The sequence below is a fragment of the Paraburkholderia sp. WC7.3g genome, assembly GCF_050436345.1.
Classification (GTDB): Bacteria; Pseudomonadota; Gammaproteobacteria; order Burkholderiales; family Burkholderiaceae; genus Paraburkholderia; species Paraburkholderia podalyriae.
The window spans coordinates 3,265,248-3,289,619 of the sequence record NZ_JBNDMA010000002.1 but is presented as its reverse complement, the minus strand read 5'-3'; the positions used below and the strand labels follow the sequence as shown (position 1 = coordinate 3,289,619).

21 protein-coding genes are annotated in these 24,372 nt (G+C 65.5%); 8 read left to right on the top strand and 13 right to left on the bottom strand.

Annotated elements, in window-relative coordinates; translation table 11 throughout:
- The first annotated feature begins 103 nt into the window (after positions 1 to 103).
- Entirely contained in the window at positions 104 to 409 is a 306-nt protein-coding gene (locus OKW43_RS26530) for a hypothetical protein (RefSeq protein WP_429450712.1), read from the top strand.
- A gap of 628 nt (positions 410 to 1,037) precedes the next feature.
- On the opposite strand, the gene OKW43_RS26525 is transcribed toward OKW43_RS26530, so the two are convergent.
- Complete coding sequence (locus OKW43_RS26525) at positions 1,038 to 2,264, bottom strand: MFS transporter (RefSeq protein ID WP_429450710.1); 1,227 nt, start codon at positions 2,262 to 2,264, stop codon at positions 1,038 to 1,040.
- Between the two features lie 481 nt (positions 2,265 to 2,745).
- Between OKW43_RS26525 and OKW43_RS26520 the strand changes: the two genes are divergently transcribed.
- Positions 2,746 to 4,347, top strand: a complete 1,602-nt coding sequence (locus OKW43_RS26520) for a methyl-accepting chemotaxis protein (protein ID WP_429450708.1) — start codon at positions 2,746 to 2,748, stop codon at positions 4,345 to 4,347.
- Positions 4,348 to 4,362: 15 nt separating this feature from the next.
- On the opposite strand, the gene OKW43_RS26515 is transcribed toward OKW43_RS26520, so the two are convergent.
- The 4 genes from OKW43_RS26515 to OKW43_RS26500 are packed head-to-tail and all read right to left on the bottom strand — an operon-like array spanning position 4,363 to position 9,307.
- A complete protein-coding gene (locus tag OKW43_RS26515; protein ID WP_187634901.1) occupies positions 4,363 to 5,256 on the bottom strand; it encodes an efflux RND transporter periplasmic adaptor subunit in 894 nt (297 codons plus the stop codon).
- 13 nt (positions 5,257 to 5,269) lie between these two features.
- Entirely contained in the window at positions 5,270 to 5,470 is a 201-nt protein-coding gene (locus tag OKW43_RS26510; RefSeq protein ID WP_018421177.1) for a DUF1656 domain-containing protein, read from the bottom strand.
- Entirely contained in the window at positions 5,460 to 7,676 is a 2,217-nt protein-coding gene (locus OKW43_RS26505) for an FUSC family protein (protein ID WP_187634902.1), read from the bottom strand. Before OKW43_RS26505 ends, OKW43_RS26510 begins: the two co-directional genes overlap by 11 nt.
- Positions 7,677 to 7,684: 8 nt before the next feature.
- On the bottom strand, positions 7,685 to 9,307 hold the full coding sequence (locus OKW43_RS26500; RefSeq protein ID WP_187634903.1) for an efflux transporter outer membrane subunit: 1,623 nt from the start codon (positions 9,305 to 9,307) through the stop codon (positions 7,685 to 7,687).
- Between the two features lie 156 nt (positions 9,308 to 9,463).
- Between OKW43_RS26500 and OKW43_RS26495 the strand changes: the two genes are divergently transcribed.
- Both OKW43_RS26495 and OKW43_RS26490 read left to right on the top strand, forming a co-directional pair.
- Positions 9,464 to 10,402 carry a LysR family transcriptional regulator gene (locus tag OKW43_RS26495; protein ID WP_429450705.1) on the top strand — a complete coding sequence of 313 codons (939 nt, stop codon included), beginning with the start codon at positions 9,464 to 9,466 and terminating at the stop codon, positions 10,400 to 10,402.
- A gap of 197 nt (positions 10,403 to 10,599) precedes the next feature.
- A complete protein-coding gene (locus OKW43_RS26490) occupies positions 10,600 to 10,752 on the top strand; it encodes a hypothetical protein (RefSeq protein WP_187634905.1) in 153 nt (50 codons plus the stop codon).
- 36 nt (positions 10,753 to 10,788) lie between these two features.
- On the opposite strand, the gene OKW43_RS26485 is transcribed toward OKW43_RS26490, so the two are convergent.
- The 4 genes from OKW43_RS26485 to wrbA are packed head-to-tail and all read right to left on the bottom strand — an operon-like array spanning position 10,789 to position 14,151.
- Positions 10,789 to 11,595: a metallophosphoesterase gene (locus OKW43_RS26485; RefSeq protein ID WP_187634906.1), complete on the bottom strand. Its 807-nt coding sequence runs from the start codon at positions 11,593 to 11,595 to the stop codon at positions 10,789 to 10,791.
- Positions 11,596 to 11,647: 52 nt separating this feature from the next.
- A complete protein-coding gene (locus OKW43_RS26480; protein WP_429450702.1) occupies positions 11,648 to 13,066 on the bottom strand; it encodes an FAD-binding oxidoreductase in 1,419 nt (472 codons plus the stop codon).
- A 49-nt stretch (positions 13,067 to 13,115) separates the two neighbouring features.
- Positions 13,116 to 13,526 (bottom strand): DUF2069 domain-containing protein, encoded by a 411-nt coding sequence (locus OKW43_RS26475; RefSeq protein ID WP_429451794.1) that lies wholly within the window; start codon positions 13,524 to 13,526, stop codon positions 13,116 to 13,118.
- Between the two features lie 22 nt (positions 13,527 to 13,548).
- Entirely contained in the window at positions 13,549 to 14,151 is a 603-nt protein-coding gene (wrbA, locus tag OKW43_RS26470; protein ID WP_187634908.1) for an NAD(P)H:quinone oxidoreductase, read from the bottom strand.
- Positions 14,152 to 14,280: 129 nt separating this feature from the next.
- On the opposite strand from wrbA, the gene OKW43_RS26465 reads away from it, so the two are divergent.
- Complete coding sequence (locus tag OKW43_RS26465; RefSeq protein WP_187634909.1) at positions 14,281 to 15,594, top strand: YihY family inner membrane protein; 1,314 nt, start codon at positions 14,281 to 14,283, stop codon at positions 15,592 to 15,594.
- A 34-nt stretch (positions 15,595 to 15,628) separates the two neighbouring features.
- Here the strand turns inward: OKW43_RS26465 and OKW43_RS26460 are convergent, their stop codons facing one another.
- The 3 genes from OKW43_RS26460 to OKW43_RS26450 form a co-directional block, all read right to left on the bottom strand.
- Entirely contained in the window at positions 15,629 to 15,949 is a 321-nt protein-coding gene (locus tag OKW43_RS26460; RefSeq protein WP_187634910.1) for an Mpo1-like protein, read from the bottom strand.
- Positions 15,950 to 16,092: 143 nt separating this feature from the next.
- Complete coding sequence (locus OKW43_RS26455; protein WP_187634911.1) at positions 16,093 to 16,926, bottom strand: alpha/beta fold hydrolase; 834 nt, start codon at positions 16,924 to 16,926, stop codon at positions 16,093 to 16,095.
- A complete protein-coding gene (locus OKW43_RS26450; protein WP_429450699.1) occupies positions 16,923 to 18,320 on the bottom strand; it encodes an O-acetylhomoserine aminocarboxypropyltransferase in 1,398 nt (465 codons plus the stop codon). The genes OKW43_RS26455 and OKW43_RS26450 overlap by 4 nt, the downstream gene beginning before the upstream one ends.
- Before the next feature lie 301 nt (positions 18,321 to 18,621).
- Here OKW43_RS26450 and OKW43_RS26445 point away from each other — a divergent pair, with 301 nt between their 5' ends.
- The 3 genes from OKW43_RS26445 to aroC all read left to right on the top strand — a co-directional run bounded on the left by OKW43_RS26445 (position 18,622) and on the right by aroC (position 22,421).
- Positions 18,622 to 19,089: a CBS domain-containing protein gene (locus OKW43_RS26445; RefSeq protein WP_187634913.1), complete on the top strand. Its 468-nt coding sequence runs from the start codon at positions 18,622 to 18,624 to the stop codon at positions 19,087 to 19,089.
- A gap of 202 nt (positions 19,090 to 19,291) precedes the next feature.
- The gene (locus OKW43_RS26440) at positions 19,292 to 21,229 is read left to right on the top strand and encodes an MFS transporter (protein ID WP_429450696.1); all 1,938 of its coding nucleotides are present in this window, start codon (positions 19,292 to 19,294) and stop codon (positions 21,227 to 21,229) included.
- Between the two features lie 91 nt (positions 21,230 to 21,320).
- A complete protein-coding gene (gene aroC, locus OKW43_RS26435) occupies positions 21,321 to 22,421 on the top strand; it encodes a chorismate synthase (protein ID WP_187634915.1) in 1,101 nt (366 codons plus the stop codon).
- 172 nt (positions 22,422 to 22,593) lie between these two features.
- Here aroC and OKW43_RS26430 read toward each other — a convergent pair whose 3' ends face one another.
- The gene (locus OKW43_RS26430; RefSeq protein ID WP_429450694.1) at positions 22,594 to 24,267 is read right to left on the bottom strand and encodes an electron transfer flavoprotein-ubiquinone oxidoreductase; all 1,674 of its coding nucleotides are present in this window, start codon (positions 24,265 to 24,267) and stop codon (positions 22,594 to 22,596) included.
- Positions 24,268 to 24,372 lie beyond the last annotated feature (105 nt).

The window sequence follows — 24,372 nt, the reverse complement described above, 5'->3', positions numbered from 1 at the left end:
TCGAGACGAGGGCGAAGGGCAACAGAAAAACGTCGTTCCTCGTCAATTCATCCGTCGCCCATTTCTTCTTTTTTCACTGCCAGGTAGGGTATAGGCGGCTAGCATGACACATCTATTTTTTGTTCCAGATATTGAGGTTTGCATGTCCGATCGATACTCGTCCGAGCGCAGTGACGTTGTCCGTCTTTTTGCTGGCGTCGTTGTACCTGCCCTCGTCATCGTCATCGCGGTTGTTGCGTTCAACGTGGTCAACCTGAACGAAGCGTATGGCAGCGGTGAGCCCTATTTTTCTCGCACGACGAATATGGATAAGTGGAGCGATCCTTTACCGGTTCTGGCTGTCGTCGACAGTGTTGTGGTCGTCGTGGTTGCTGGGGGTTTTTTTCTGTGGAGACGGACGCGGGTCTAAGGCGATGTCGTTAATTTTGCGGTGTTGGCCTTTCCTTGCTTTGTTGTCGGTCTATTAGCGGTGCCCCTGTGCGGGGCGGCACCTACTTTCTTTGCTGCTGCAAAGAAAGTAGGCAAAGAAGACAGCTCAAACCGCCAACTCATAAGCGGGTCCCTCGGTCTGCGTGAGGTAGTGGTGCATCTGGAGTCGGTGCCCCCGCACATTCCACCATGGTGACAAAGCCGTCATCCGCTCCCACTCCGCACTGCGTGCGTCGCGGACGTGTCTGCCAGGCAAACCAATGGTGTCGCCCGCGCAGCGGGGGCCGTCGGCTGCGCCTCGGCGATGCGCCGAAACAACGGGTGGTTTGGGAACGGGGCTTCGGGGCGCGTAGCGCCGCCGGAAGAATGACTGCGTTGTCACTAGCGCCGAATGTGCAGGAGCACGGATTCCAGATGCACCACTACCCCTTCCAAGCCAAGGGACCCGCTTATGAGCTGGCGGTTTAAAGCTGTCTTCTTTGCCTACTTTCTTTGCAGCAGCAAAGTAGGTGCCGCCCCGCACAGGGGCAACGCCAATAGACCGATAACAAAGCAAGGAAAGGCCAACACCCTAAGACCAAGACAACAACCCCAAGCCCCCGCAAACATCAACCCCTACCGCGCTTCCCCTCAACATCCGGCAGCAGCACGGTGAGCACCCCAATCAACGGCAAAAACGAGCAAACCTTATAAACAAACCCAATACTCGTAGCATCAGCAAGCTGCCCGAGCACCGCAGCCCCCACCCCGCCAAGCCCAAACGCAAATCCAAAAAACAACCCCGCCACCATCCCAACCTTCCCAGGAATCAACTCCTGCGCATAAACAAGAATCGCCGAGAACGCCGACGCAAGCACCACGCCGATCACAATAGTCAGCACACCAGTCCAGAACAGATTCGCATACGGCAGCAACAGCGTGAACGGCGCGACGCCAAGAATCGACACCCAGATCACGTACTTGCGCCCGATCCTGTCCCCGATCGGCCCGCCGATCACCGTGCCCGCCGCGACCGCCGCGAGGAACACGAACAGATGGATCTGCGCGGCCTGCACCGACAGATGGAACTTGTCGATCAGATAGAACGTGAAGTAGCTGTTAATGCTCGCAAGGTAGAAGTATTTGGAAAACACCAGCAGCACCAGCACGCTCATCGCCAGCATGACCTTGTTGCGCGGCAGCGCCGCATGCGCAATCTGGCCGCGCGCCTTCCTGACCGACGGATGACGCTTGTACCAGCGGCCGATCTGCGTGAGCACGACGATCGCGACGAGCGCAGCGGCCGAGAACCACGCGATGCTGCGCTGGCCGTGCGGAATCACGATCAGCGCGGCAAGCAGCGGCCCGAGCGAGGAGCCCGCATTGCCGCCGACCTGAAACAGTGACTGCGCGAGACCGTGACGGCCGCCCGACGCCATCCGCGCGACCCGCGACGATTCCGGATGGAACACCGACGACCCGCAGCCGACTAGCGCCGCGGCGACCAGCAGCACGCCGAAGTTCGGCGCGACCGACAGCAGCAACAGGCCGGCCAGCGTGAAGCCCATGCCGACCGGCAGCGAGTACGGCTTCGGATGCTTGTCGGTATAGCTGCCGACGAGCGGCTGCAGCAGCGACGCGGTGATCTGGTAGGTCAGCGTGATCAGACCGATCTGCCCGAACGACAACGAGAAGTTGTCCTTGAACATCGGATAGATCGCGAGGATCAGCGACTGGATCATGTCGTTGAGCAGATGCGAAAAGCTGATCGCACCGAGCACGGAATACGCCGTGCGCTGGACCTTGGCGGCCGCCGGCGCGGCGGCGAGGGCGATTTTATCGAGGCTCGTTTCCATACGCTAGAAGAAAAAGATCAGGCAAACGGTGAGATGAAAAATCGACGCTGAGCCGTTGGGGCAGCGCGCTTTCCAGGCGTGCTTCAAAGGCACGGTTCGAAGCCGCGTTTCGCGAAGCTCCGCAGCGTTTCGTCGCGGCAACCGGCGTTTTCAGTATTTAGCGGAAGTTTAATGTGGCCGGAGCGAAATGTGAGGACAACTTTTGTCGCGAATCGGACACGGGCCGGATGGCTAACGATCTGCTTCGACCCGTCGACCGACTATTGGCGGTTTTTTGTCTACGGTATAAAGCGCTCGCGACTGCGCGGCTCACGAAGCGGCGCGTCGAGCATGGGACCGGGAACGGCAAGCGGCGCACGACCCGCCGCAGTCTGATCGCGCGACGCTCAAGATCGCGCACCAGGTTGCCGTAGACCCGGAGAGACAAGCGGGAACGCCGGAACCGACCTTTCCGGCGCGTCGACACGTGGGGATTGGGACAATGAAAGCAGTGGCACACAGCGCAGCGGCAACCAGGTTCAACGGCCTGTCGGTGAAGGCGACGCTGCGCCTCGCGTTCGCGATCCTGCTCGCCGGCACGCTGCTGATCGGCGTGTTTTCGCTGCTGCAGATCGGCCGGCTGAACGCGTCCGCGCAATCGATCTACGACCAGGGCCACGTCGCGAGCCGCGCCGCCGAGGAAGCGCGCGGCCACATGCTGCGCGCGAGCCGCGCGCAAAAGATGCTGCTGACCGCGACCACCGCGAAGGAGCGCGACGAACTCGGCGCCGACATCGAGCGCGGCCTTGCCGGTCTCAACGCGCAACTGCGCACGCTGCAGCAGTATGTCGATACGTCGGACGCGAAAGCGGTCGGCGAGCAGAAGGCCTTCGCCGTGGCGGTCGCGGCATGGAGCAACCATCTGCGCGACTTCGTCACGCTCGTGAAAGCGCAGCCGCTCGATCTGTCGCAGATGAACTGGCAGGTCGGCACGCAGGACGTGTCGCTGCTCGTCGAGACCGGCAAGCTCGAAAAGCTCGTCGACGAACTCGTCGCGCAGCGCGGCACCGCCGCGAAGGCAACGATCGACGCGTCCGGCTTCATCTACCGTTCGTCCTTCGTGATGATCGCGGTGATGACGCTTGCGCTGATCGTGCTCGCGTTCGGCATCGCCGCGTGGGTCGTGCGGCGGCTTACCGCGCAGCTCGGCGGCGAGCCCGCGTACGCGAAGGAGATCGCGCGCCGCATCGCCGCGGGCGATCTGTCGAACCGCATCGCGCTCGGCGGCAAGGACCGTGCGAGCATGCTATTCGCGCTGTCCGACATGCAAAGCGGACTCGCGACGACGGTCGCCGACATCGCGTCGAGCGCCGATGCGATCGCGACCGCCTCCGGGCAGATTTCGATGGGCTATCTCGATCTGTCGCAGCGTACCGAGCAGCAGGCGCTCGCGCTCGAGCGCACAGCGAGCAGCATGGAGCAGCTGACCTCGACGGTGCGTCAGAACGCCGACAACGCGAAGCAGGCGAGCACGCTGGCGAACAACGCGTCGGCGATCGCCGAGCAAGGCGGTACGGTCGTGAGCCGCGTGGTCGCGACGATGAACGACATCAACGACAGCGCGCGCAGCATCGGCGACATCATCGGCGTGATCGAGGGGATCGCGTTCCAGACCAACATTCTCGCGTTGAACGCGGCCGTCGAGGCGGCACGCGCGGGCGAGGATGGACGCGGCTTTTCGGTCGTCGCGGCGGAAGTGCGCAACCTCGCGCAGCGCAGCGCGGCGGCCGCGAAGGAGATCAAGGGCTTGATCCAGACCTCGGTCGAGCGCGTCGCCAACGGCTCGACGCTCGCCGCGGACGCCGGTCAGACGATGGACGAAATCGTGAAGGCTGTGAAGCGCGTCACCGACATCATGGGCGAGATTTCGGCGGCGTCGTCCCAGCAGAGCGCCGGTATCGAGGCGATCAATCTCGCGGTCACGCAGATGGACGCGGGCACGCAGCAGAACGCCGCGCTGGTGGAGGAGGCCACCGCCGCGGCCCGCTCGCTCGACGATCAGGCGCGCGGGCTGAAGGCGATGGTCGGGCAGTTCAGGCTGTAAAAAGCGGCGCGGACGTCAACCCGCGCTGGCCGACCCGGCGCTGGACCCCGAGCCCGGCCGCACGATCACCGTGCAGGTCGTGCCCGCCGCCAACATCACGTCGGCGGGCACCGAGTCGATCTTCACGCGCACCGGCACGCGCTGCGCGAGGCGCACCCAGTTGAAGGTCGGATTCACGTCCGCGAGCAGCTCGTGGCTTTGCGGATTGTCGCGGTCGTAGATGCCGCGCGAGATGCTCTCCACATGGCCCTGCAGCGTGCCGCCGCTCATCAGGCGCACTTCGGCCTGATCGCCGACGCGCACGTGCGGCAGCTTGGTTTCTTCGAAGTAGCCATACACCCAGAACGAGTGACTGTCGACGATCGCGAGCTTCGCGGCGCCGGCGCTCGCATAGTCGCCGCGGAACACCGACAGGTTCGTCACGTAGCCGTCGACCGGCGACACGACGCGGGTGCGCTCGAGGTTCAGCTTCGCGGCATCGAGCGCGGCGAGCGCCTGCTGATAGGCGGCATCGGCGGCGGACGCGGTATGCGTCGCGTTTTCGCGGCTTTCCTTCGACACCACCTGCGAATCCATATCGGCACGACGTTGCGCGTCGTCGCGCTTCATCTGCAATTCGGCCTTGCGCGCGGCAACGGCGGCCTGCGCCTGCTCGACCGCGATCTGATAGTGCGACGGATCGATCTGCATCAGCAGGTCGCCCTTCTTCACGAACTGGTTGTCCTTGACCGGCAGAGCGACGATTGCGCCCGACACGTCCGGCGCGACGTTGACGATCTCGGCGCGCACGCGGCCGTCGCGGGTCCACGGTTCGTCCATGTAATGGACCCACAGCACGCGCCCAATCAGGATCGCGACGATGAAAATGACGGCTGTCGCGATGAAGCCCACAAGATTTCGGATGGTCATGTTTCGACTCTGATCAACGATAAACGGCGAGGCCGAGAAGGCCGCACACGGACACGAGCAAGCTGGCCCGGAACAGGGAGGGGTGCCACACGACGCGATACAGGCCGGTATAGGCGATCACGCGATCGACGAGCCAGGTCAGCGCGGCGCCCGCGATGAACAGCAGCACAATGGCCGGCACATAGGCATCGAGCACGGCGATATCACGCGGCATGAGGAGCTCCTTCTTCTGATGCGTCCGCGCGCGCGCCGATCGCCGAGGCGAGCGGCGACTGCGGATCGAGCAGCGCGGTACGGATGAAATGCAGTTGACTGAGGATGCGCAGCAGTTGATGGCGTTCTTCGCGCGATGACGTGAAGCCGGCCATCGTCTGCTGCACTTGCGCGATTGCATCGGCGGTCGCCGCGAGCGCGCGCTCGAAGTGCCGTTGCCGCGGCCGCTCGAACAGTGCGGCGAGCGCATCGCGCAGCGCGCGCAGCGCGACGCGCCACGGTGCCGCTTTGTGGTAGCGCGGCTCGTTGGGCAGCGTCGCGATTTCGCGGCGCAGGTCGATCACCGCGTTGCCGACCTCCAACACCGAAAACAGCCAGCGCAGCGTGTCGCGCTTCGTTTCGGGCTCGTTCTGCGACAGCGCGTTGATCTGGAACATCAGATCGCGCGCGCCGCTTTCGAAGCGCGAGCGCACGCGTGCCAGACTCGCGCGGCCGGCCAGCACCACCTGGCGGCGCAGGTCGACGAGCAGGCGGTTGCGCAGCCACGGCGTCGACGGCGGCAGCAGCACCGCGAACGCGATCGACGACACCAGCATCGACAGCACCAGCGCGAGCGCGTCGTTCATGAACGCGCTCGGGTCGTAGTGAACCACGTTGTCGGGGCCGGCGAGGAAGCAGAAGAAGATGCAGTAGCCGACGCCGTAGCCCGCGAGCGTCGGACGCGTGGTCATCAACACGCCGAGCAGCAGGAACGGCGTGAGCGCGACGCACAACATCACGAAGCCGTCGATGTGCGGATACACGCCGAACATCGCGATCATGCCCATCAGCGTCGCGAGCACGGTGCCGCCGGCCATCTGGAACGCGGTGCGCTTCGGATCCGGCGACGCCGACGCGAGCGCACACACGGCCGCCGCGTCAAGCGTCAGCGTCGAGCCGCTCGGCCACGCGGTGGCGATCCAGAACGCCCCGAGCACCATCATCACGATGGCCGCGCGCAGGCCCGCGACGCCGGCCGCGATCGCGTTGGTTTTCGGCTCGTAGCGCTCGATCCAGCGTTCGCGCGCGTGCGTGTCGACGGCGAGCGACGCGTAGGTCGCCGCGTACGCATGCAGGTCGTCGATGAAGCGGTACAGCAGCTCGGCGGCCGTGTCGAAATCGAGCAACGGCGCGTCGGGGTGCGTTTCGAGCTCGTCGCGCGTTGCGCGCACGCGTTTGGGCAACTCGCTTCTGTAGGTGTCGAGCTGGGCCGCGGCGTGCGCGGCGTCGGCCGCGCTCAGCACCGGCTCGCCCGACTTCGCGAGCAACGGCGCGATCTCCTTGAAGTACGGTTCGAGCGCGGCGATCGCGATCGCCGCGCCGTGCGTGCCGCTGTCGCGCAGACGGTTCATCAGCTGATGCAGCGCGTGAAAGCGCGTCGACGCGGTCATGAACTCGCTGTTTAGACGCGCGAGGCGCCCGCCGCGCATCCGCGATTCGGGGCCTTCGAACACGGCGATGCTGCGCGCGGCCTCGAAGCCGACGATGTCGGCGACGAAGCGCGCATTGGTCGCCTCGATCTGCGCGCGGTCGTTGCGCCCGGCAAGCGATGCCGACACGTACTCGACGAACGCCGAGAAGCGCGCACGCACGGTGCCGCGCATCTGCAGGCCGGCGAACTGCGGAAACACGAGGCCGCTGACCGCGCCCGCGCAGATGATACCGATCACCACTTCCGCGACCCGCGTGAGCGCGCTCAGGAATGCGCCGTCCGGATGCTGCGAAGCGGGGATGCCGATCAGCGCGGCCGTGTAGCCCGCCAGCACGAAGCCGTACGAACGGAAGTTGCGATTGCGCGCGGCGCCGGCGGTGCAGATGCCGACCCAGATCGCGGTCGTGACGAGGAACAGCTCGGGCTGCTGCGCGAACAGTCCGATCAGCGCGAGCATCACGACGAGACCGACCAGCGTGCCGCAGATCCGATAGAAGCTCTTCGCGAACACTGCGCCGCTTTGCGGCTGCATCACGATGAACACGGTGGTCATCGCGGTGCGCGGCTGCGGCAGATCGAGCTTCATCGCGATGCCGAGCGCGAGGAAGCATGCGGCGAGCGACTTGAACAGATAGATCCATACGAGGCCGTCGGTGCGCGCCCAGTGGGCGGCGGCTTCGTAGAGCGCGGCGAGCGAGGCGGGGCGCGCGCTCGACGGGGAGGGCGAGGAGGACATGGCCTTCCTTACTCGGACGTGGGCGCGTTCGGGGCGCGCGAGGCGGTGGTGGCGGCGGTGATGGCTGCGTTGGTCTTGGCGTTGACGTTCGCATCCGCTGTTGCCGTGTCGCTACTCGCCGCGCCGCTCTTGCTCTCGCCGCTGCCCTTGCCATGCGCCGGCAACGTTTCGTTATCCCGCGGACCGTTGGCCGGATCGTCGAGACCGCCGCCGAGCGCCGTCATCAACGACGCATGCGCGCCGAGCCGCTCGGCCTGCACTTTGGCGACGCCTTCCTGCGCGCGCAGCAACTGGTTTTGCGCGACCAGCACGTTCAGATAGTCGGTCAAGCCGCGCCGGTAGCCTTCGCGCGACAGTTCGTAGTTCCGCCGCGCGGCGGCGACCGAGCGGTCGGCGTCGTCGGCCTGAGTGGTCAGCGAACGGATGCGGATCAGCTGGTCGGAGATGTCCTTCAGCGCGCCCACGATCGACTGGTTGTAGCGCTCGACGGCCTCGTCGTAGCCCGCCGACGCCGCGCCGAGCTGCGAGCGCAGCCGGCCGCCGTCGAAGATCGGCAGCGTCAGCGCGGGACCCACGCTCCAGCTATGCGACGGACTCTTCAGGAACTGGAACAGCGGCCCCATCGCCGCATAGCCGCCGATCGACGCCAGCAGATTGATGTCCGGATAGAACCCGGCCTTGGCGACGTCGATGCCGCGCGCCTGCGCGGCGACCGTCCAGCGCGCCGCGACCACGTCGGGGCGGTGGCCGATCAGATCCGCGGGCAGCGCAGCCGGCAGACCAGCGGGCGCGGCGAGCGACAGCGCCGGACGCTGGATCGCGTCGCCGGCGCCCGGACCCTTGCCCGCGAGCGCGGCCAACTGATTGCGGCCGAGCGCGATTTTCTCGTCGATTGCGTCGATCTGACGCTCGTACTCTGGCATCGGCGTTGCGGCCTGGCTCACTTCGAGCTGCGTGCCGATGCCGCCCTTCAGGCGCCGGTTCGCGAGGTCGACGATCTGCTGCTGTTGCTGCAACGTGGCCTTCGCGATGTCGAGCAACGCGTAGTTCAGCGACATCTCGATATAGGTGCGCACGACGTTCGCCTGCAACTCGAGTTGCGCGGCGCGCGCATCGGCGGCGCTGGCGTGCGCGAGGTCGAGCGCGCGCTCGGCGGCGTTCTTGTCCTTGCCCCAGAAATCGAGGTGATACGCGAGGCCGAGCGTGCCGGTGTTGTTCCACGACTGCGCGCCCGCCAGCGGCCCCGGACCGTAGAACACGTTGTCGGCCCACTGCTGGCGCTGAATCGACAGGCTGCCGTTGACTTGCGGCGCGAGCGCCGCGCGCGCGACGCCGGCCATCGACGCCGCTTCGCGCACGCGCGCCTGGGCGACCGCGAGACTGGGATTGCCGGCCTGAGCGTCCGCGATCCAACGGTCCAGCTGCGGATCGTTGTAGGCGCGCCACCAGTCGGCGGCGGGCCACTGCGCATCGGCGTTGGCGGCGCGGATTGCGTTGCCCGCATCGAGCGACGCAGGATTGATCGTGTGCGTTTGCGGCGCGACGCCTCCGGGACTTGCGCATCCGGCGATTGTTAATAGGATCGTAAGAACCGCGGCTGCGGCGATCCCTTTGGGTACCGGAGACTGCACGATTTCCTCCAAAATTGACTATAGAAGCTTGTGCGCAATTATATTTTTCGATCGATTGCGGAATAACCGGTAAGGATGCAAGGCATTTTTACGTAACATGACATAATCGCCATTGCTGATCGTGTAACAATCGCTGCCGATTTTCTGAGGATAGGTATGGACACGCTCCAAAACATGCGCGTTTTTGTCCGCGTCGTCGAAGCGGGCAGCTTCACGGGCGCCGCGCAGCACCTGAATACGACGACGGCCTACGCGTCGCGCGCGGTTTCCGATCTGGAAGCGCATCTGCGCACGCGGCTCCTGAACCGGACCACCCGCCGCATCGCGCTGACCGAAGCTGGCGAGCGCTATCTGCAGCGCTGTGAGCAGATTCTTGCGTATGTGGATCAGGCGGAGGCCGAGGCGAGCGACGCGCACGCGCGCCCATCCGGCAAGCTCAAGGTTCACGCTATGACGAGCTTCGGCCAGCATTACGTGGTACCGGCCGTGGGCCGTTACCAGCAGCGCTACCCGGACGTGCATATCGAACTGACGCTCGCGCAGCGCATGCCCGATCTGCTCGACGAAGGCTTCGACGTGTCGCTGACGCTCGCGACCGGCCTGCCGGATTCGGGCCTCGTGTCACAGCGCCTCGGCAGCGCGTTTAGCATTGCGTGCGCGTCGCCGGCTTACCTCGAGCGGCACGGCGTGCCGCAAACGCCTGCGGACCTAGCGCGGCACACCTGCCTGCAGATGGTGACGCCGGTGAATCCGCCGGACAAATGGACCTTCGACAGCCCGAACGGCGAGGAAACCGTCTCGCTCGGCGCGACGACGTTTCAGGTGAACGTGGCCGAGGCGATGGTCGTGGCCGTCTGCCAGGGGATGGGCGTGGCGCTGATTCCGATCTACTCGGCGATCAGCCGTCTGCGCAGCGGCGAGCTGGTGTGGCTGATGCCCGAGTACACCTCGCAGCAGATGAATCTGTATGCGCTGTATCCGTCGCGGCAGTATCTCGACGCGAAGATCCGCACGTGGGTCGAATTCCTGCGCGACGAGTTGCCCTCCACGCTGGCGGCGGATCAGGAAGAGTTGCGGCAGTTCGCGCGGACCTGAGCGCGTGCTTGCCATGCGTTGACGTTCGGCCGGTGCGTGGCGTGACAGCCTGTTACACGCTCGCCGCGCCGCAACATTTCTTTACTTCTCCCGCGCAGTCGATTTGCTAACGTGTCGTTCACGCGCCGCCGCTCTGGCCGGACGCGCTGGATTCGCCACCGTTCGGCACCTCGCAACCACTGAAGGACGACACATCCATGGATACGCACCTGATGATCGGCTTGGCCGTCATGTTTGGTCTGATCGGGGTCGCCGCGTCGCGCGATCTGCTGCGCCGCATCCGCGAACAGCAGCCGCAACTCGTGCCGGTCGAGGTCGAGTCACAGGATGCGCGGCGGCGAGAGCGGTGAGGCGCGGCAGCGGGCTGATCCGATGCAACGGGCTCGCTAGATCTCGACAACCTTGTCCCACGCGAACAGCGGATTTTCCCACTGGCGCGTGCGTCGGTTGAAATAGCCGCGCGGATTGCACACGACGCGCGTGCCGTCCACCACGTAGTCGAACGATGTGTGCGTGTGGCCATGAATCCACAGCGCGACAGGCGCGCGCACCAGCTCCGGCAGATGATTGACGAAGCCCGCGGATACGCGGTCCTCGGCAAAGCGCCCGGCCAGACTCAGCCGATGCGGCGCATGGTGCGTGACCACGATCGTTTGGCCGGCGAACGGCCTCGCAAGCTCGCTTTCGAGCCATGCGCGTGCATGCCGGTGCAGCGCGAGCGAATCTGCGGGCGTGAAGTCGCGCGCGGCGTCGCGCGGGTCGTGCGGCCAGTTCATCTGGATCAACCCGCGATAGTCGAGCATGACCCGGCGCGCGGCGGCGATCGATTCCTCGATCGCATCGGGCGTCGCGCCGTACAGCGCGAAGTCGGTCCACAACGTCGTGCCGAGCACGCGCCAGCGTCCGTGGCTGTCGACGAGCGCGGCGTTGTTCAGCACATGCACGTTGTCGACCTGCGCGGCCGCGTCGAGCATCGCGCTCTCCAGCGCGCCGAACTCACCGTCGTAATACTCGTGATTGCCCGGCACGTAGACGACCGGCACCGCGTCGTCGAACGCCTGCGCGGCCCAGCGCGGGCCGGCCGCATGATTGTGAATGTCGCCCGCCAGCACGACCAGATCCGCCTGAGCATGCGGGATCAGTTCAGGTTCGTCGTTTTCCAGATGCAGATCGGACAGCACGCGAATCTTCACGGACGCGACTCCTGCGAAACGCCTGCGCGCCGGATCGCGGAGGCTTCAGACATTAGCGTAGCACCTTGCCCGGATTCATCAGGTTCAGCGGATCGAGCGCCTGCTTGATCGCGCGCATCATCCGCACTTCGACGTCCTGCTTGTAGTGCGCGGCATCGTCGATCTTCAGCTGGCCGAGTCCATGTTCCGCGCTGATGCTGCCGCGATGCGCGGCCACGCTGTCGTAGACGATCTGGTTGATCGGGCTTTGGTATTCCCGCAGAAACGCCTTCGCGTCGACGCCCTCGGGTGTCTGCACGTTGTAGTGCAGATTGCCGTCGCCGAGATGGCCGAACGTGACCATGCGCGCGCCCGGTGCGGCTTGCGCGATCGCGGCGTCGGTCGCCTCGATGAAATGGCCGATGCGTGAAATCGGCACCGCGATGTCGTGCTTGATGTTAAGCCCTTCCTCGGCCTGCGCGAGCGGAATGTGCTCGCGCAGATTCCAGAACGCGCGCGACTGCGCGAGGTTTTCCGCGACCACGGCGTCTTCGACGAGACCCTGTTCGAGTGCGGTCTCCATCAGCCCCTCGAACAGCGTGCGCGCGTGGACTTCGCTTTCGCTGTCCGACAGTTCGAGCAGCACGACCTGCGCATGCGGTTCGGCGAACGGATAAGGCATCTGCTCGAAATGCCGGCCGACGAGGCGCAGGCAGAAATCCGACATCAGCTCGAAGCCGGTCAACAGCGGCCCGGCGACGCGCTGCGTGAGCGCGAGAAAATCGAGCGCCGCATGCGGCGACGCGAGCGCGGCAAGCGCGGTGACTCGCGCGGCGGGCTGCGGATGCAGCTTCAACACCGCCGCGGTGATCAGGCCGAGCGTACCTTCCGCGCCGATGAACAGGTCGCGCAGATCGTAGCCAGTGTTGTCCTTACGCAGCCCGCGCAGGCCGTCCCATAGTTCGCCTTGCGGCGTCACCACTTCGAGGCCGAGACATAGTTCGCGCGTGTTGCCATAACGCAGTACACCGGTGCCGCCCGCGTTGGTCGACAGATTGCCCCCGATCGTGCAGCTGCCTTCGGCGGCGAGGCTCAGCGCAAACAGACGCCCGGCCGCTTCGGCGTGCTTCTGCACCTCGGCGAGGATCACGCCGGCTTCGACGGTGATCGTGTTGTTGTGCGGATCGATGTCGCGCACGCGATTCAGGCGGCGCAGGCTGATGACCGCCTGCGTGCCGCTCGCGTCGGGTGTCGCGCCGCCCGCGAGGCCGGTGTTGCCGCCCTGCGGCACCAGCGCGACGCGATGTTCGACCGCGAGCTTGACGAGCGCGGCAGCTTCGGCGGATGTGGCCGGAGCGAGCACCGCGCAGGCCGCGCCGGTGTAACGTCCGCGCCAGTCGGTCAGAAAGGGCGCCGTGTCGTGCGGGTCGGTCAGTACGTGAGCCGCGCCGATGGCGTCGCGGCAGGCGGCGAGAAAAGCGGTGTGGGTCATCTGGGTCGATTGGCGGTTTAGGGGCGGGCAGCGTGTCGGGGCTAGGCCGTCAGGCGGGCGGGGTGGGTTCGCTGGTAGCCTGCTTTGCGGCCCGTTTTGCGGCCCGTTTAGCCGCGCGCTTGAACGGCCCGACGTACGCGAGTGCGCAAGCGAAGAAGATCACGGCCAGCGCCGCTTGCAGCCAGCCGAGCCGCGCACTCAAGCCATGGTCGCTCCAGCCGCGCACGACGCCTTCGGCGAAGTACAGCAGGATCAGCATCGAAGCCCATTGCATCGTATAAAGCCGGCGTCGCCACACTCCCGGCAACGCGCAGAGCAGCGGCAACGCCTTCAGCACGAGCAGCGAGCCGCCGGGCCGCAACGGCGCGAGCCACCATTCCCACGCGATCGCAAGCGCGATCATCGCGACCAGCGTGAACGCGGCGACGAGCGCGGCGGCGGCTTTCGGCTGCACGGGCATGGGTTCGTTCACGGCTTGGTACTCATGGCCTTTCGCTCATCGACGCCGCCGTGCGCGCGACGCGAGCACCGAGCGCAATTGCAAGCGTCCGTTCTTCGGCGGAGATGCCTTGGCCGGCCGAGCCCGCCCGCGCGAAATGCGATGCACCGTACGGCGTGCCGCCGGTTTGCGTGGTGGACAATGCGCTCTCGGTGTACGGAATGCCGATGATCAGCATGCCGTGGTGGAGCAGTGGCAGCATCATCGACAGCAGCGTGGATTCCTGGCCGCCGTGCAGGCTGCCGGTCGACGTGAACACGCAGGCCGGCTTGCCCGACAGCGTACCGGATAGCCACTGCGGCGTAGTGCCGTCGAGGAAGTATTTGAGCGCGGCCGCCATATTGCCGAAGCGGGTCGGCGAGCCGAGCGCGAGGCCCGCGCATTCTTCGAGGTCACGCAGTTCGACGTACGGCGGTCCCTCGGCGGGGATGTCCGGCTCGCTCGCTTCGCAGACGGTGGAGACCGCCGGCACGGTGCGCACGCGCGCCTGCATGCCGGGGACGCTATCGACGCCGTGTGCGATCGCCAGCGCGAGCTCGCGCGTGGCGCCGTGACGGCTGTAATAAAGCACGAGAATGTCTTTCATAGGCCTCATCATTGAACGGGTATTATAGGGGTTCGGTCCGTTGCACAGGCCGCTCACAGCCGTTCGGCAAGGTGCCGGGCGGGGTTCCCGCAGTCCCGGTCTGGCGGTTCAGCAAGCAAGGAGGCAGGTTTGTTGGTTAGGGTGCGTTTCGATCTCGACACGCTCAAACGGCTTGCGCAATTCGCCGCGCAACGCATCGGCGAGGACCGGATTCCGCAGGTCGCGGGCAGTCTGACGTTCACGACGATGCTCGCGCTCGTGCCGCTCGCCACCGTCGCGTTTGCGCTGTTCACCGCGTTTCCGATCTTCAGCTCGTTCCAGGCGTCGCTGCAGTTTTTTCTGGCCGACCACCTGATGCCCGCGCAGTTGAACGATCAGATCTTCAAGTATCTGAACCAGTTCGCGTCGAAGGCCAAAGGGCTGACCACGATCGGCATGATCGTGCTGTTCGTCACCGCGGTGATGACGATGATGACCGTCGAGTCCGCGTTCAACGTGATCTGGCGCGTACGCAAGGCGCGGCCCGTCGCGCAGCGCATTCTCGTCTACTGGGCGATCATCACGCTCGGTCCGATCCTGATCGGCGTGAGTCTGTCGATCTCGTCGTATCTGTTCACGCAATCGATGTCGTTCAGTGCCGCGCAGCGCATCACCCCGCTGATCGAATGGGCGCTCGCGAGCGCCTCGCTGCCGTTTACGATGCTCGCGTTCACGATTCTTTACGTTTATCTGCCGAATTGCCGCGTCGAATGGCGCGACGCGGTGGTCGGCGGCGTGATCGCGGCGGTCGCGTTCGAGCTCGCCAAGCGCGGCTTCGGCTACTACGTGCGCCGTATTCCGACCTATACGGCCGTGTATGGCGCGTTCGCCGCGGTGCCGCTGTTCCTGCTGTGGATGTACCTGTGCTGGTTCATCACGCTGACCGGCGCGATGATTGCATCGGCGTTGCCGGCGATTCGCATCGGTCAGTTTCACCGCCCCGTGTTCTACGGCAGCAATCTGTTCGATTCGCTCGAATTGCTCGCGCGGCTGTGCGAAGCGCGCGAGGCCGGCAGGCGCGGCTACACGATGCCCGAGCTTGCGCGCATGCTTCGCCGCGACATGGATACGACGCTGATGCTGTTGCAGCGTCTCGAGGAGATCGAGTGGATCGCGCGGCTGGAGGAGGACCATACCGGCCCGCACTTCGTGTTGCTCGCGAACCCGGCGCAGGTGACCGTGCAGCGGCTGTACGACCTGTTCGTGATCGACCGTGCGGAGCTCACGTATCAGCTCGAACTCGACTCAACGCGGGTGGACAGCGGCATGCTGCTTGCCGCGCTCGACAACGACCAGCTGAAGGTGACGCTCGCCGCGTTGCTCGCCTCGCGCGCGGCGGCAAGGGCGGCGCGACCCGGAGACGGCGAGCGAGCGGCGGCTTCGATGCCGCACCAGGCAGCGTGACAGGGCGGCTCGACTTCGAGCCGCCCCGGTAGAACTACAACGAAATCTTGCCCACGCAGATGTCCTTGAACATCACCCAGTCGCCCATCAGGCTGTAAAACGGATGACGGAAGGTGGCCGGCCGGTTCTTTTCGAAGAAGAAATGGCCGACCCACGCGAAGCCATAGCCGCACACCACGGCCGCCGGCAACCATAGCCAGCCGCCGGTGGCGAGCGCCATCGCGAGACAGCCAATCACGCCGAGCGAGCCGACGAAATGCAGCCGCCGCGACACGAGGTTGCGATGCTCGCTCAGGTAGTACGGATAAAACTCCGCGAAGCTCGCGAAGTGATCGGTATGTGCTGTATGAGCCATGACGGCCTCCGGAGGCTGAAAAAGACAGCTTCAATCATTCTCCGGCGATCGCCTGCCTAACGCAACCTGGCCATTCGCGACGCCTTTGCGGCGACCGCCCGCGGACCACCGAGGTGCACGCAGAGCCGCAATCGCACGCCCACTCAACGCGCTTCGTGCGGCGGCCGCGAAGCGAAGCCGTACAGCGCATCGAGCGTCGCGTCGGGTTGCTCGGTCATTAACGCATGGCCCGCATCGAGCGTGACGGTGTCGACCGGCATACCCGCTTGCGCGAGCGCATCGGCAAGCGCTTTCGCCACACGCGGCGGGGTCATTGCGTCGCGCCGGCCGACGATCAGACGCGTTGCGCAACGCACCTGCGCCGCGCGGGCGAGGCCGTCCGCATAGGTGTGGCAGGCGGTGAAATCGGTGTGGAACAGATGCGGTTCACCGCTAGAGGCGACGTGCTCCATCAGCCGCTGGTTCATGCCGTGCAGCCAGAAACCGGGGCCGGGGCAGGACGGCTTCGCGGCGAGCGTCGAATGCGACCACTGGTTGACCATGGCGATCGCCTCGGGCTCGCGATGGAGCGCGGCGTCGAGCAGCGCGTCGGAGACGGTCATCGGCAGCGCGGTCGCGAGCAGCGCAAGATGCGTCGCGCGCTGCGGATAGCGGCCGGCGAAGTCGAGGGCGATCAGCGAGCCCATGCTGTGACCGGCGACGAACGCACGCGTGACGCCCGCGGTGTCGAGCAACGCGGCGAGCCAGTCGGCCAGCGCGGCGATGCTGGCGAGCGCGGGTCCGGCGCTGCGGCGGTGGCCCGGCAGATCCACCGCGAGCACGCCGAAGCCGTGATGCGCAAAGTAGCGGCTTTGCAGCGCCCACACGCTGTGATCGTGTTCGGCGCCGTGAATGAATACCGCTGTCGGCAGGCTCGCATCGAAGGGTTTGCCGCCTGTGTAGGCGTAGGCCGGTTTGCCTTGAACGGTGACGATCATGCGGACTCCGGGCGGGCGGGGGCGCTGGTGCCGGCGGGCGCGGCAGTGGCGGTTTGCTGCGAGGCGCTGGCGTCTGGCGTTTCGGTACGGCTGCCGCCCGCCGGTTGCGCGGCTTTTTGCGCGGCCTTCAGCGCGCGCTTCAGATCGTCGATCAGGTCATCCGGATCTTCGAGACCAATCGACAGACGGATCGTGCCTTCCGCGATACCGGCCGCCGCGAGCGCGGCGGTATCCATGCGGAAATGCGTCGTCGATGCCGGATGGATCACCAGCGAGCGCGCGTCGCCGACGTTCGCGAGATGCGAGAAGAGCGTGAGCGCTTCGATGAAGGCGCGCCCGGCCGCGCGGTCGCCGCGCAGGTTGAAGCTGAACACCGCGCCGGCGCCGCGCGGTAGCAGCCGCCTGGCGAGCGCGTGGTCGGGATGCGTCGGCAACTCGGGATAGGCGACCGATTCGACCGCCGCATGCCCGGCGAGAAATTCGACCACGCGCCGGGTGTTGGCGACGTGACGCTCCATGCGCAACGGCAGCGTCTCGATGCCTTGCAGCAGCTGCCACGCGGCCTGCGGATGCAGGCACGCGCCGAAGTCGCGCAAGCCTTCCCGGCGCGCGCGCAGCAGGAACGGCGCGACGGTGCTTTCCTCGGCGAACACCATGCCGTGGAAACCGTCGTACGGCTCGGTGAATTCGGGAAAGCGGCCGGAAGCCTCGAAGTCGAACGTGCCGCCGTCGACCAGCACGCCGCCGATCGTCGTACCGTGGCCGCCGAGAAACTTGGTCGCCGAGTGGTAGACGAAGTCGGCGCCGTGCTCGAACGGGCGCAGCAGGTAAGGCGTCGTGAAGGTCGAATCGACCAGCAACGGCACCCGGTGCGCGTGCGCGATCTGCGCGAGCGCGGCGATGTCGAGCACATCGAGGCCCGGATTGCCGAGCGTTTCGCCGAATAGCAGGCGCGTGTTGGGGCGCAGCGCGGCGCGCCACGCGGGGAGGTCACCGGCCTTGACGAAGGTCGTCTCGATGCCGAAGCGCCGCAGCGTGTAATGCAGCAGGCTGTGCGAGCCGCCGTACAGCGCGCTCGACGCGACGATGTGCGAGCCTGCGCCCATCAGCGTCGCGATCGCGAGATGCAGCGCGGCCTGGCCGCTCGCGGTGCCGATCGCGCCGGCGCCGTTTTCGAGCGCGGCGACGCGCTCCTCGAACACGGCGACGGTCGGATTCGAGATGCGCGAGTAGACGTGGCCGGCGCGCTCCATGTTGAATAGCGCGGCGGCGTGGTCCGAGTCGCGGAACGAAAACGACGTGGTCTGGTAGATCGGCGTCGCGCGCGCCCCGGTGGCGGGGTCGGGGGCTGCGCCGGCGTGCAGCGCGAGCGTATCGAAACGGTTGGCGGACATCGTGGGCGGCGGGGCCGCGTGCGGCGGCCTCGCGAAAGAACAGGGTGGGCCGGCCATCCTATCATTGGCGCGCGCCGCTTCAAGCGCGGTTTTCCCGTGGGTTTGTACCCGGTTGGTCTATGGCTTCGTGCGGCGTGTGCCGGGAGCGGGGCATGCTCGCTATCTGGAAGTCAGATGAATGGGAGGACCCGGAAGGCCGCCGAGCCTTGGCTGGCGGCCGGCTTTCCTTTTACGGGCCTTTCCGATAGGATCGAAAAAACATTTCATGCACTGCAAGATTGGCGGCATCAGGAGATAGATCATGCGAGTCAGCGACATTCTTAAAGTCAAGGGCAATACCCTTTTTACGGTCACGCCGGAAACCACACTGCATGACGCCGTCAATACCATGGCCGAGCGCGACATCGGCTCGCTTGTCGTGATGGAGTACGGCGACCTCGTCGGCATGCTGACGTTTCGCGAAATCATTCTGACCTTGCGCGAGAACGGCGGCAGCGTCGGCACCTCGACGATCCGCAAGGTGATGGACGACCATCCGCTCACCTGCACGCCCGAAACCGACGTCAACGAAGTGCGCCGCATGATGCTCGAGCATCACGTGCGCTATCTGCCCGTCATGGAAAGCCGCACGCTGATGGGCGTGATCTCGTTTTACGACGTCGCGAAGGCGGTGGTCGAGGAGCAGGGGTTCGAGAACCGCATGCTGAAGGCGTATATCCGCGACTGGCCGGAAGAACAGGAAGGACAGGACCAGCAGCCGGCGCGTTGATGCGCGTGGCTCGAACGTCGCGCTCCGGCCGTTGCCGCGAGCGCAAATCCGCCGACAGGGCGCGCGCGCAAGCGGGCGCTTTTTTTGTGTCTGGAACTGGTGCGGGCGGATTGCGGGAGCCGCGTGCGCGTGTCGCGGCGATCCGCTTGCCGGCCGTGCCGCCCGCTTCGTGGCCATTTTTCCGCGCCGTTCTCCAGACTTCATGAACGATCGTCCGTTGCCCGCCGCCCGCCGCGCCGCTCGCGCGCACGAAGCGCACGAATCCCAGTTCCGCCTGCTCGGCCAGCGCCGTTTCGCGCCGTTCTTCTGGACACAGTTTCTCGGCGCGATGAACGACAACGTGTTCAAGATCGGCTTTACGTCGCTCGTTACGTATCAGGCGGCGCGGTTTTCGGGCGTCGACCCGAAAACCGCGGCGTTCCTGATCTCCGCGATTTTCATTCTGCCGTTCGTGCTGTTCTCGGCCACTTCCGGCCAGATCGCCGACAAGTACGACAAGGCGTTGCTCACGCGCGTCGTCAAGACTTTCGAGATCGCGGTGATGCTGGTCGGCGGCGCGGGGTTCTGGCTGCATAGCGCGCCGTTGCTGTACCTGTGCACGTTCCTGATGGGCGTGCATTCGACCGTGTTCGGGCCGGTCAAGTACTCGTATTTGCCGCAGCATCTGTCGCAGGCGGAACTGGTCGGCGGCAACGGCATGGTCGAGATGGGCACCTTCGTCGCGATCCTGATCGGCACGATCGTCGGCGGCGCGGGCGCGGGGTTCGCCGAGCATGGCGCGGGGGTGCTGGCTTGCGCGTGTATCGCGATCGCGCTGCTCGGGCGTGTCGTGTCGGGCTTCGTGCCGGCTACGCCCGCGCCGCAGCCCGGCTTGCGCATCAACTGGAATCCGGTCAGCGAAACGTGGCGCAATCTGAAGCTCGCGCACGAGAACCGTACGGTGTTTCTGAGCCTGCTCGGCATTTCATGGCTGTGGTTCGTCGGCGCGACATTTCTCGCGTCGTTTTTCAACTTCGCGAAGGACGTGCTGTCCGCCGATCCCGACGTCGTGACCGTGCTGCTGGCCACGTTCTCGATCGGCATCGGCATTGGCTCGCTGCTGTGCGAACGGCTGTCGAAGCGCCGGATCGAGATCGGGCTCGTGCCGCTCGGCTCGATCGGCATCAGCGTGTTCGCGATCGATCTTTTTTTCGCCAGCCACGCGCTGCCGCCGGCGGGGCATTTGCTGAGCGTCGGCGAATTTCTCGCGCGGCTCGCGCATTGGCGCGTGCTCGCCGATCTGTTCCTGCTCGCGATGTTCGGCGGCTTCTACAGCGTGCCGCTGTATGCGCTGATCCAGAGCCGTAGTCAGCCGAGCCATCGCGCGCGCATCATCGCCGCGAACAATATCCTCAATTCGCTGTTCATGATCGTGTCGGCGCTGATGGCGATGTGCCTGACCGCAGCGGGCTTCGGCATTCCGGCGATCTTCCTCGTCACCGCGCTGCTGAACGTGGTCGTCGCGGGCTACATCTATTCGCTCGTGCCCGAGTTCCTGCTGCGCTTCATTGCGTGGCTGCTCGTGCATACGTTGTACCGGATCCGGCTCGTGCATGCGGAGCGGATTCCGGAGGAGGGCGCGGCGGTGCTCGTGTGCAACCACGTCAGTTTCGTCGATGCGATCGTCATCATGGCCGAAAGCCCGCGGCCGATCCGCTTCGTGATGGACCATCAGGTCTTCCGCTCGCCGGTCGTCGGCTGGCTGTTCCGGCACGCGAAGGCGATTCCGATCGCGCCGGCCCATCAGGACGCGGCGCTGCTCGCGCGCGCGTATGATCTGTGCGCGCAGGCGCTTGCGGCCGGCGAACTCGTCTGCATCTTTCCCGAAGGCAAGCTGACGCGCACGGGCGAGCTGAATCCATTTCGCCACGGCGTCGCCGACATCGTCAGGCGCACGCCGGCGCCGGTTATCCCGATGGCGCTGCGCGGTCTGTGGGGCAGCGTGTTCTCGCGCGCGGTCGATGCCCACTGGCCGCGTCCGCTCAGAAAAGGCGTGATGAGCCGGCTGAGCCTCGCGGTGGGCGAGCCGATCGACCCGGCGCTCGCGACGCCGGAGAAGCTGCAGCAGGTCGTGACCGAGCTGCGCGGCGCGCGGAAATAGCGGCCATCGCCATCGCCGTCGCCAGGCCCGGGCTTCGCGGCGAGCGGGCTGGCATAATGGCGTTCTCCCCGTATTTCTTTGGACGACGCTCATGTCCGGCAACACGCTCGGTACGCTTTTCACTGTCACGACCTTCGGCGAATCGCACGGCCCCGCTATCGGCTGTGTGATCGATGGCTGCCCGCCGGGCATGGCGCTCAACGAAGCCGACATCCAGTCGGAGCTCGATCGCCGCAAGCCGGGCACGTCGCGCCATGTGACGCAGCGCCAGGAAGAGGACAAGGTCGAGATCCTGTCAGGCGTGTTCGAAGATCAAACCACCGGCGCACCGATCGCGCTGCTGATCCGCAACACCGACCAGCGCAGCAAGGACTACGGCAACATCGCCGAGACGTTCCGCCCCGGCCATGCCGACTACACGTACTGGCAAAAATACGGCATTCGCGATTATCGCGGCGGCGGCCGCTCGTCGGCGCGGCTGACGGCGCCGACGGTCGCGGCTGGCGCGGTCGCGAAGAAGTGGCTGCGCGAGAAGTTCGGCACCGAGATTCGCGGGTATATGGCCGCGCTCGGCGAGATCGACGTGCCGTTCGTCGATTGGGCGCACGTGCGCGAAAACCCGTTCTTCGTGCCGAACGCACAGATCGTTGCGCAACTCGAAGCGTATATGGACGCGCTGCGCAAGGACGGCGATTCGATCGGCGCACGCATCAACGTGGTCGCGTCCGGGGTCCCGGTCGGCCTAGGCGAGCCGCTGTTCGACCGCCTCGACGCCGACATCGCGCACGCGATGATGGGCATCAACGCGGTGAAGGGCGTCGAGATCGGCGCGGGTTTCGCGAGCGTCGCGCAACGCGGCTCGGTGCATGGCGACGAACTGACGCCGGAGGGTTTCGTCGGCAATCACGCGGGCGGTGTGCTCGGCGGTATTTCGACGGGGCAGGACATCACGGTGTCGATCGCGATCAAGCCGACCTCGAGCATTCGCACGCCGCGCCGTTCGATCGACAAGGCGGGGCAGCCGGCGGTCGTCGAAACCTTCGGGCGACACGACCCGTGCGTCGGCATTCGCGCGACGCCGATCGCCGAGTCGATGCTCGCGCTCGTGTTGATCGATCACGCGTTGCGTCATCGCGCGCAATGCGGCGACGTGGCCGTGAGCACGCCGAAGATCGCGGCAAGCGCGCCGTAACGCTGACGCGGCCCGGCGATTGGCGGTAAATGAGCCGCCAAAAAGAATAGGGAAGCGGACGAACGAAACGCGCAAGAAAGCGCGCAGACGAAAGCGCGAACGCGCCATCGGAATTTGCCTTCACGACGCTGCCGGTTATCGCACAGCACCGCGAAGGCAAGCAGCACACCCATCACATGTTCGGATAGTTGGGACCGCCGCCACCTTCCGGCGTGACCCACACGATATTCTGCGTCGGGTCCTTGATATCGCAGGTCTTGCAGTGCACGCAGTTCTGCGCATTGATGACGAGCCGCTCGCTGCCATCGTCGTTCTTGACGAACTCGTACACTGCGGCCGGGCAATAGCGCGACTCCGGTCCCGCATAGGTCTGCCAGTTCACGTTGACCGGCACGGTCGGATCTTTCAGCGTCAGGTGCGCCGGCTGATTCTCTTCATGATTCGTGTTCGAGATGAACACCGAAGACAACCGGTCGAACGTGAGCTTGCCGTCCGGCTTCGGATACGTGATCGGCTTGCACTGCGACGCCGGCTTCAGCATCTCGTGATCCCAATGCTGATGATGGAGCGTCCACGGCACGTTGCCGCCGAGCAGCTTCTGCTCGAGACCGACCATCAGCGTGCCGAGGTACAGACCCTTACTCATCCACTGCTTGAAATTGCGCGCGCGATACAGCTCGGTGTAGAGCCACGACGTCTTGAACGCTTCCGGGTACGCGCTCAGCTCGTCCGACTGGCGGCCGGCCTGCACGGCGTCGAACGCGGCATCGGCCGCGAGCATGCCGGTCTTGATCGCCGCATGCGAACCCTTGATGCGCGATGCGTTCAGGAAGCCCGCATCGTCGCCGACCAGCGCACCGCCCGGGAACACCAGCTTCGGCAGCGACATCAGGCCGCCTGCGGTAATCGCCCGCGCGCCGTACGACACGCGCTTGCCGCCTTCGAGAATCGCGCGGATCGCCGGATGCGTCTTGTAGCGCTGGAACTCCTCGAACGGTGACAGATACGGATTCGTGTAGCCGAGGCCGACCACGAAGCCCACCACCACCTGGTTGTTGTCCATGTGGTAGAGGAACGAGCCGCCGTAGGTGTCGTTTTCGAGCGGCCAGCCGGCCGTATGCATCACCAGACCCGGCTTGTGCTTCGCGGGATCGATTTCCCACAACTCCTTGATGCCGAGGCCATAGACCTGCGGATCGGCGCCGTCGCGCAGCTTGAACCGGTCGTTAAGCTGACGGCCGAGGTGGCCGCGCGCGCCTTCGCAGAACAGCGTGTACTTCGCGTGCAGTTCCATGCCGAGCTGGAAGTTCTCGGTCGGCTGGCCGTCCTTGCCGATGCCGAGGTTGCCGGTCGCGACGCCCTTGACCGAGCCGTCGTCGTTGTACAGCACTTCAGCGGCGGGAAAGCCGGGAAAGATTTCGACACCGAGCGCCTCGGCCTGCTGACCCAGCCAGCGCGTCACGTTCGCGAGGCTGATCACGTAGTTGCCGTGGTTCTTGAAATTGTCCGGCAGCGCCCAGTTCGGCACGCTCTTCGCGCCCGTTTCCGACAGAAACAGGAAGCGGTCCTCGGTCACGTCGACCGTCAGCGGCGCGCCTTTTTCCTTCCAGTCAGGAATCAGTTCATTCAACGCACGCGGGTCCATCACCGCGCCCGACAGGATATGCGCCCCAATCTCAGAGCCTTTTTCGAGTACGCACACGCCAAGCTCGACGCCTTGTTCGGCAGCGCGCTGCTTCAGACGAATGGCGGCCGACAGGCCCGCAGGGCCGCCGCCGACGATCACGACGTCATACTCCATCGACTCGCGCGGGCCGTGCTGCTCAATGAGACTTGCGGGGGTCATTGATGCTCCTCTTACCGTTAGAATACTTTTTTCGGGTTCGTATTGTGGGCGTTCGATCCCAGTGCCGCAACCCAAAAGCCAAAGATTAGCACGATCGTACTATTT

What these genes read in the sequence shown, in the direction of transcription:
- OKW43_RS26505 (WP_187634902.1), bottom strand. Translation starts at nt 7,676, where the DNA reads ATGTCCTCCTCGCCCTCCCCGTCGAGCGCGCGCCCCGCCTCGCTCGCC.
- OKW43_RS26520 (WP_429450708.1), top strand. Translation starts at nt 2,746, where the DNA reads ATGAAAGCAGTGGCACACAGCGCAGCGGCAACCAGGTTCAACGGCCTG.
- OKW43_RS26450 (WP_429450699.1), bottom strand. Translation starts at nt 18,320, where the DNA reads ATGTCCGCCAACCGTTTCGATACGCTCGCGCTGCACGCCGGCGCAGCC.
- OKW43_RS26530 (WP_429450712.1), top strand. Translation starts at nt 104, where the DNA reads ATGACACATCTATTTTTTGTTCCAGATATTGAGGTTTGCATGTCCGAT.
- OKW43_RS26475 (WP_429451794.1), bottom strand. Translation starts at nt 13,526, where the DNA reads ATGCCCGTGCAGCCGAAAGCCGCCGCCGCGCTCGTCGCCGCGTTCACG.
- OKW43_RS26480 (WP_429450702.1), bottom strand. Translation starts at nt 13,066, where the DNA reads ATGACCCACACCGCTTTTCTCGCCGCCTGCCGCGACGCCATCGGCGCG.
- OKW43_RS26495 (WP_429450705.1), top strand. Translation starts at nt 9,464, where the DNA reads ATGGACACGCTCCAAAACATGCGCGTTTTTGTCCGCGTCGTCGAAGCG.
- OKW43_RS26455 (WP_187634911.1), bottom strand. Translation starts at nt 16,926, where the DNA reads ATGATCGTCACCGTTCAAGGCAAACCGGCCTACGCCTACACAGGCGGC.
- aroC (WP_187634915.1), top strand. Translation starts at nt 21,321, where the DNA reads ATGTCCGGCAACACGCTCGGTACGCTTTTCACTGTCACGACCTTCGGC.
- OKW43_RS26525 (WP_429450710.1), bottom strand. Translation starts at nt 2,264, where the DNA reads ATGGAAACGAGCCTCGATAAAATCGCCCTCGCCGCCGCGCCGGCGGCC.
- OKW43_RS26445 (WP_187634913.1), top strand. Translation starts at nt 18,622, where the DNA reads ATGCGAGTCAGCGACATTCTTAAAGTCAAGGGCAATACCCTTTTTACG.
- OKW43_RS26515 (WP_187634901.1), bottom strand. Translation starts at nt 5,256, where the DNA reads ATGACCATCCGAAATCTTGTGGGCTTCATCGCGACAGCCGTCATTTTC.
- OKW43_RS26490 (WP_187634905.1), top strand. Translation starts at nt 10,600, where the DNA reads ATGGATACGCACCTGATGATCGGCTTGGCCGTCATGTTTGGTCTGATC.
- OKW43_RS26510 (WP_018421177.1), bottom strand. Translation starts at nt 5,470, where the DNA reads ATGCCGCGTGATATCGCCGTGCTCGATGCCTATGTGCCGGCCATTGTG.
- OKW43_RS26440 (WP_429450696.1), top strand. Translation starts at nt 19,292, where the DNA reads ATGAACGATCGTCCGTTGCCCGCCGCCCGCCGCGCCGCTCGCGCGCAC.
- OKW43_RS26460 (WP_187634910.1), bottom strand. Translation starts at nt 15,949, where the DNA reads ATGGCTCATACAGCACATACCGATCACTTCGCGAGCTTCGCGGAGTTT.
- OKW43_RS26430 (WP_429450694.1), bottom strand. Translation starts at nt 24,267, where the DNA reads ATGACCCCCGCAAGTCTCATTGAGCAGCACGGCCCGCGCGAGTCGATG.
- wrbA (WP_187634908.1), bottom strand. Translation starts at nt 14,151, where the DNA reads ATGAAAGACATTCTCGTGCTTTATTACAGCCGTCACGGCGCCACGCGC.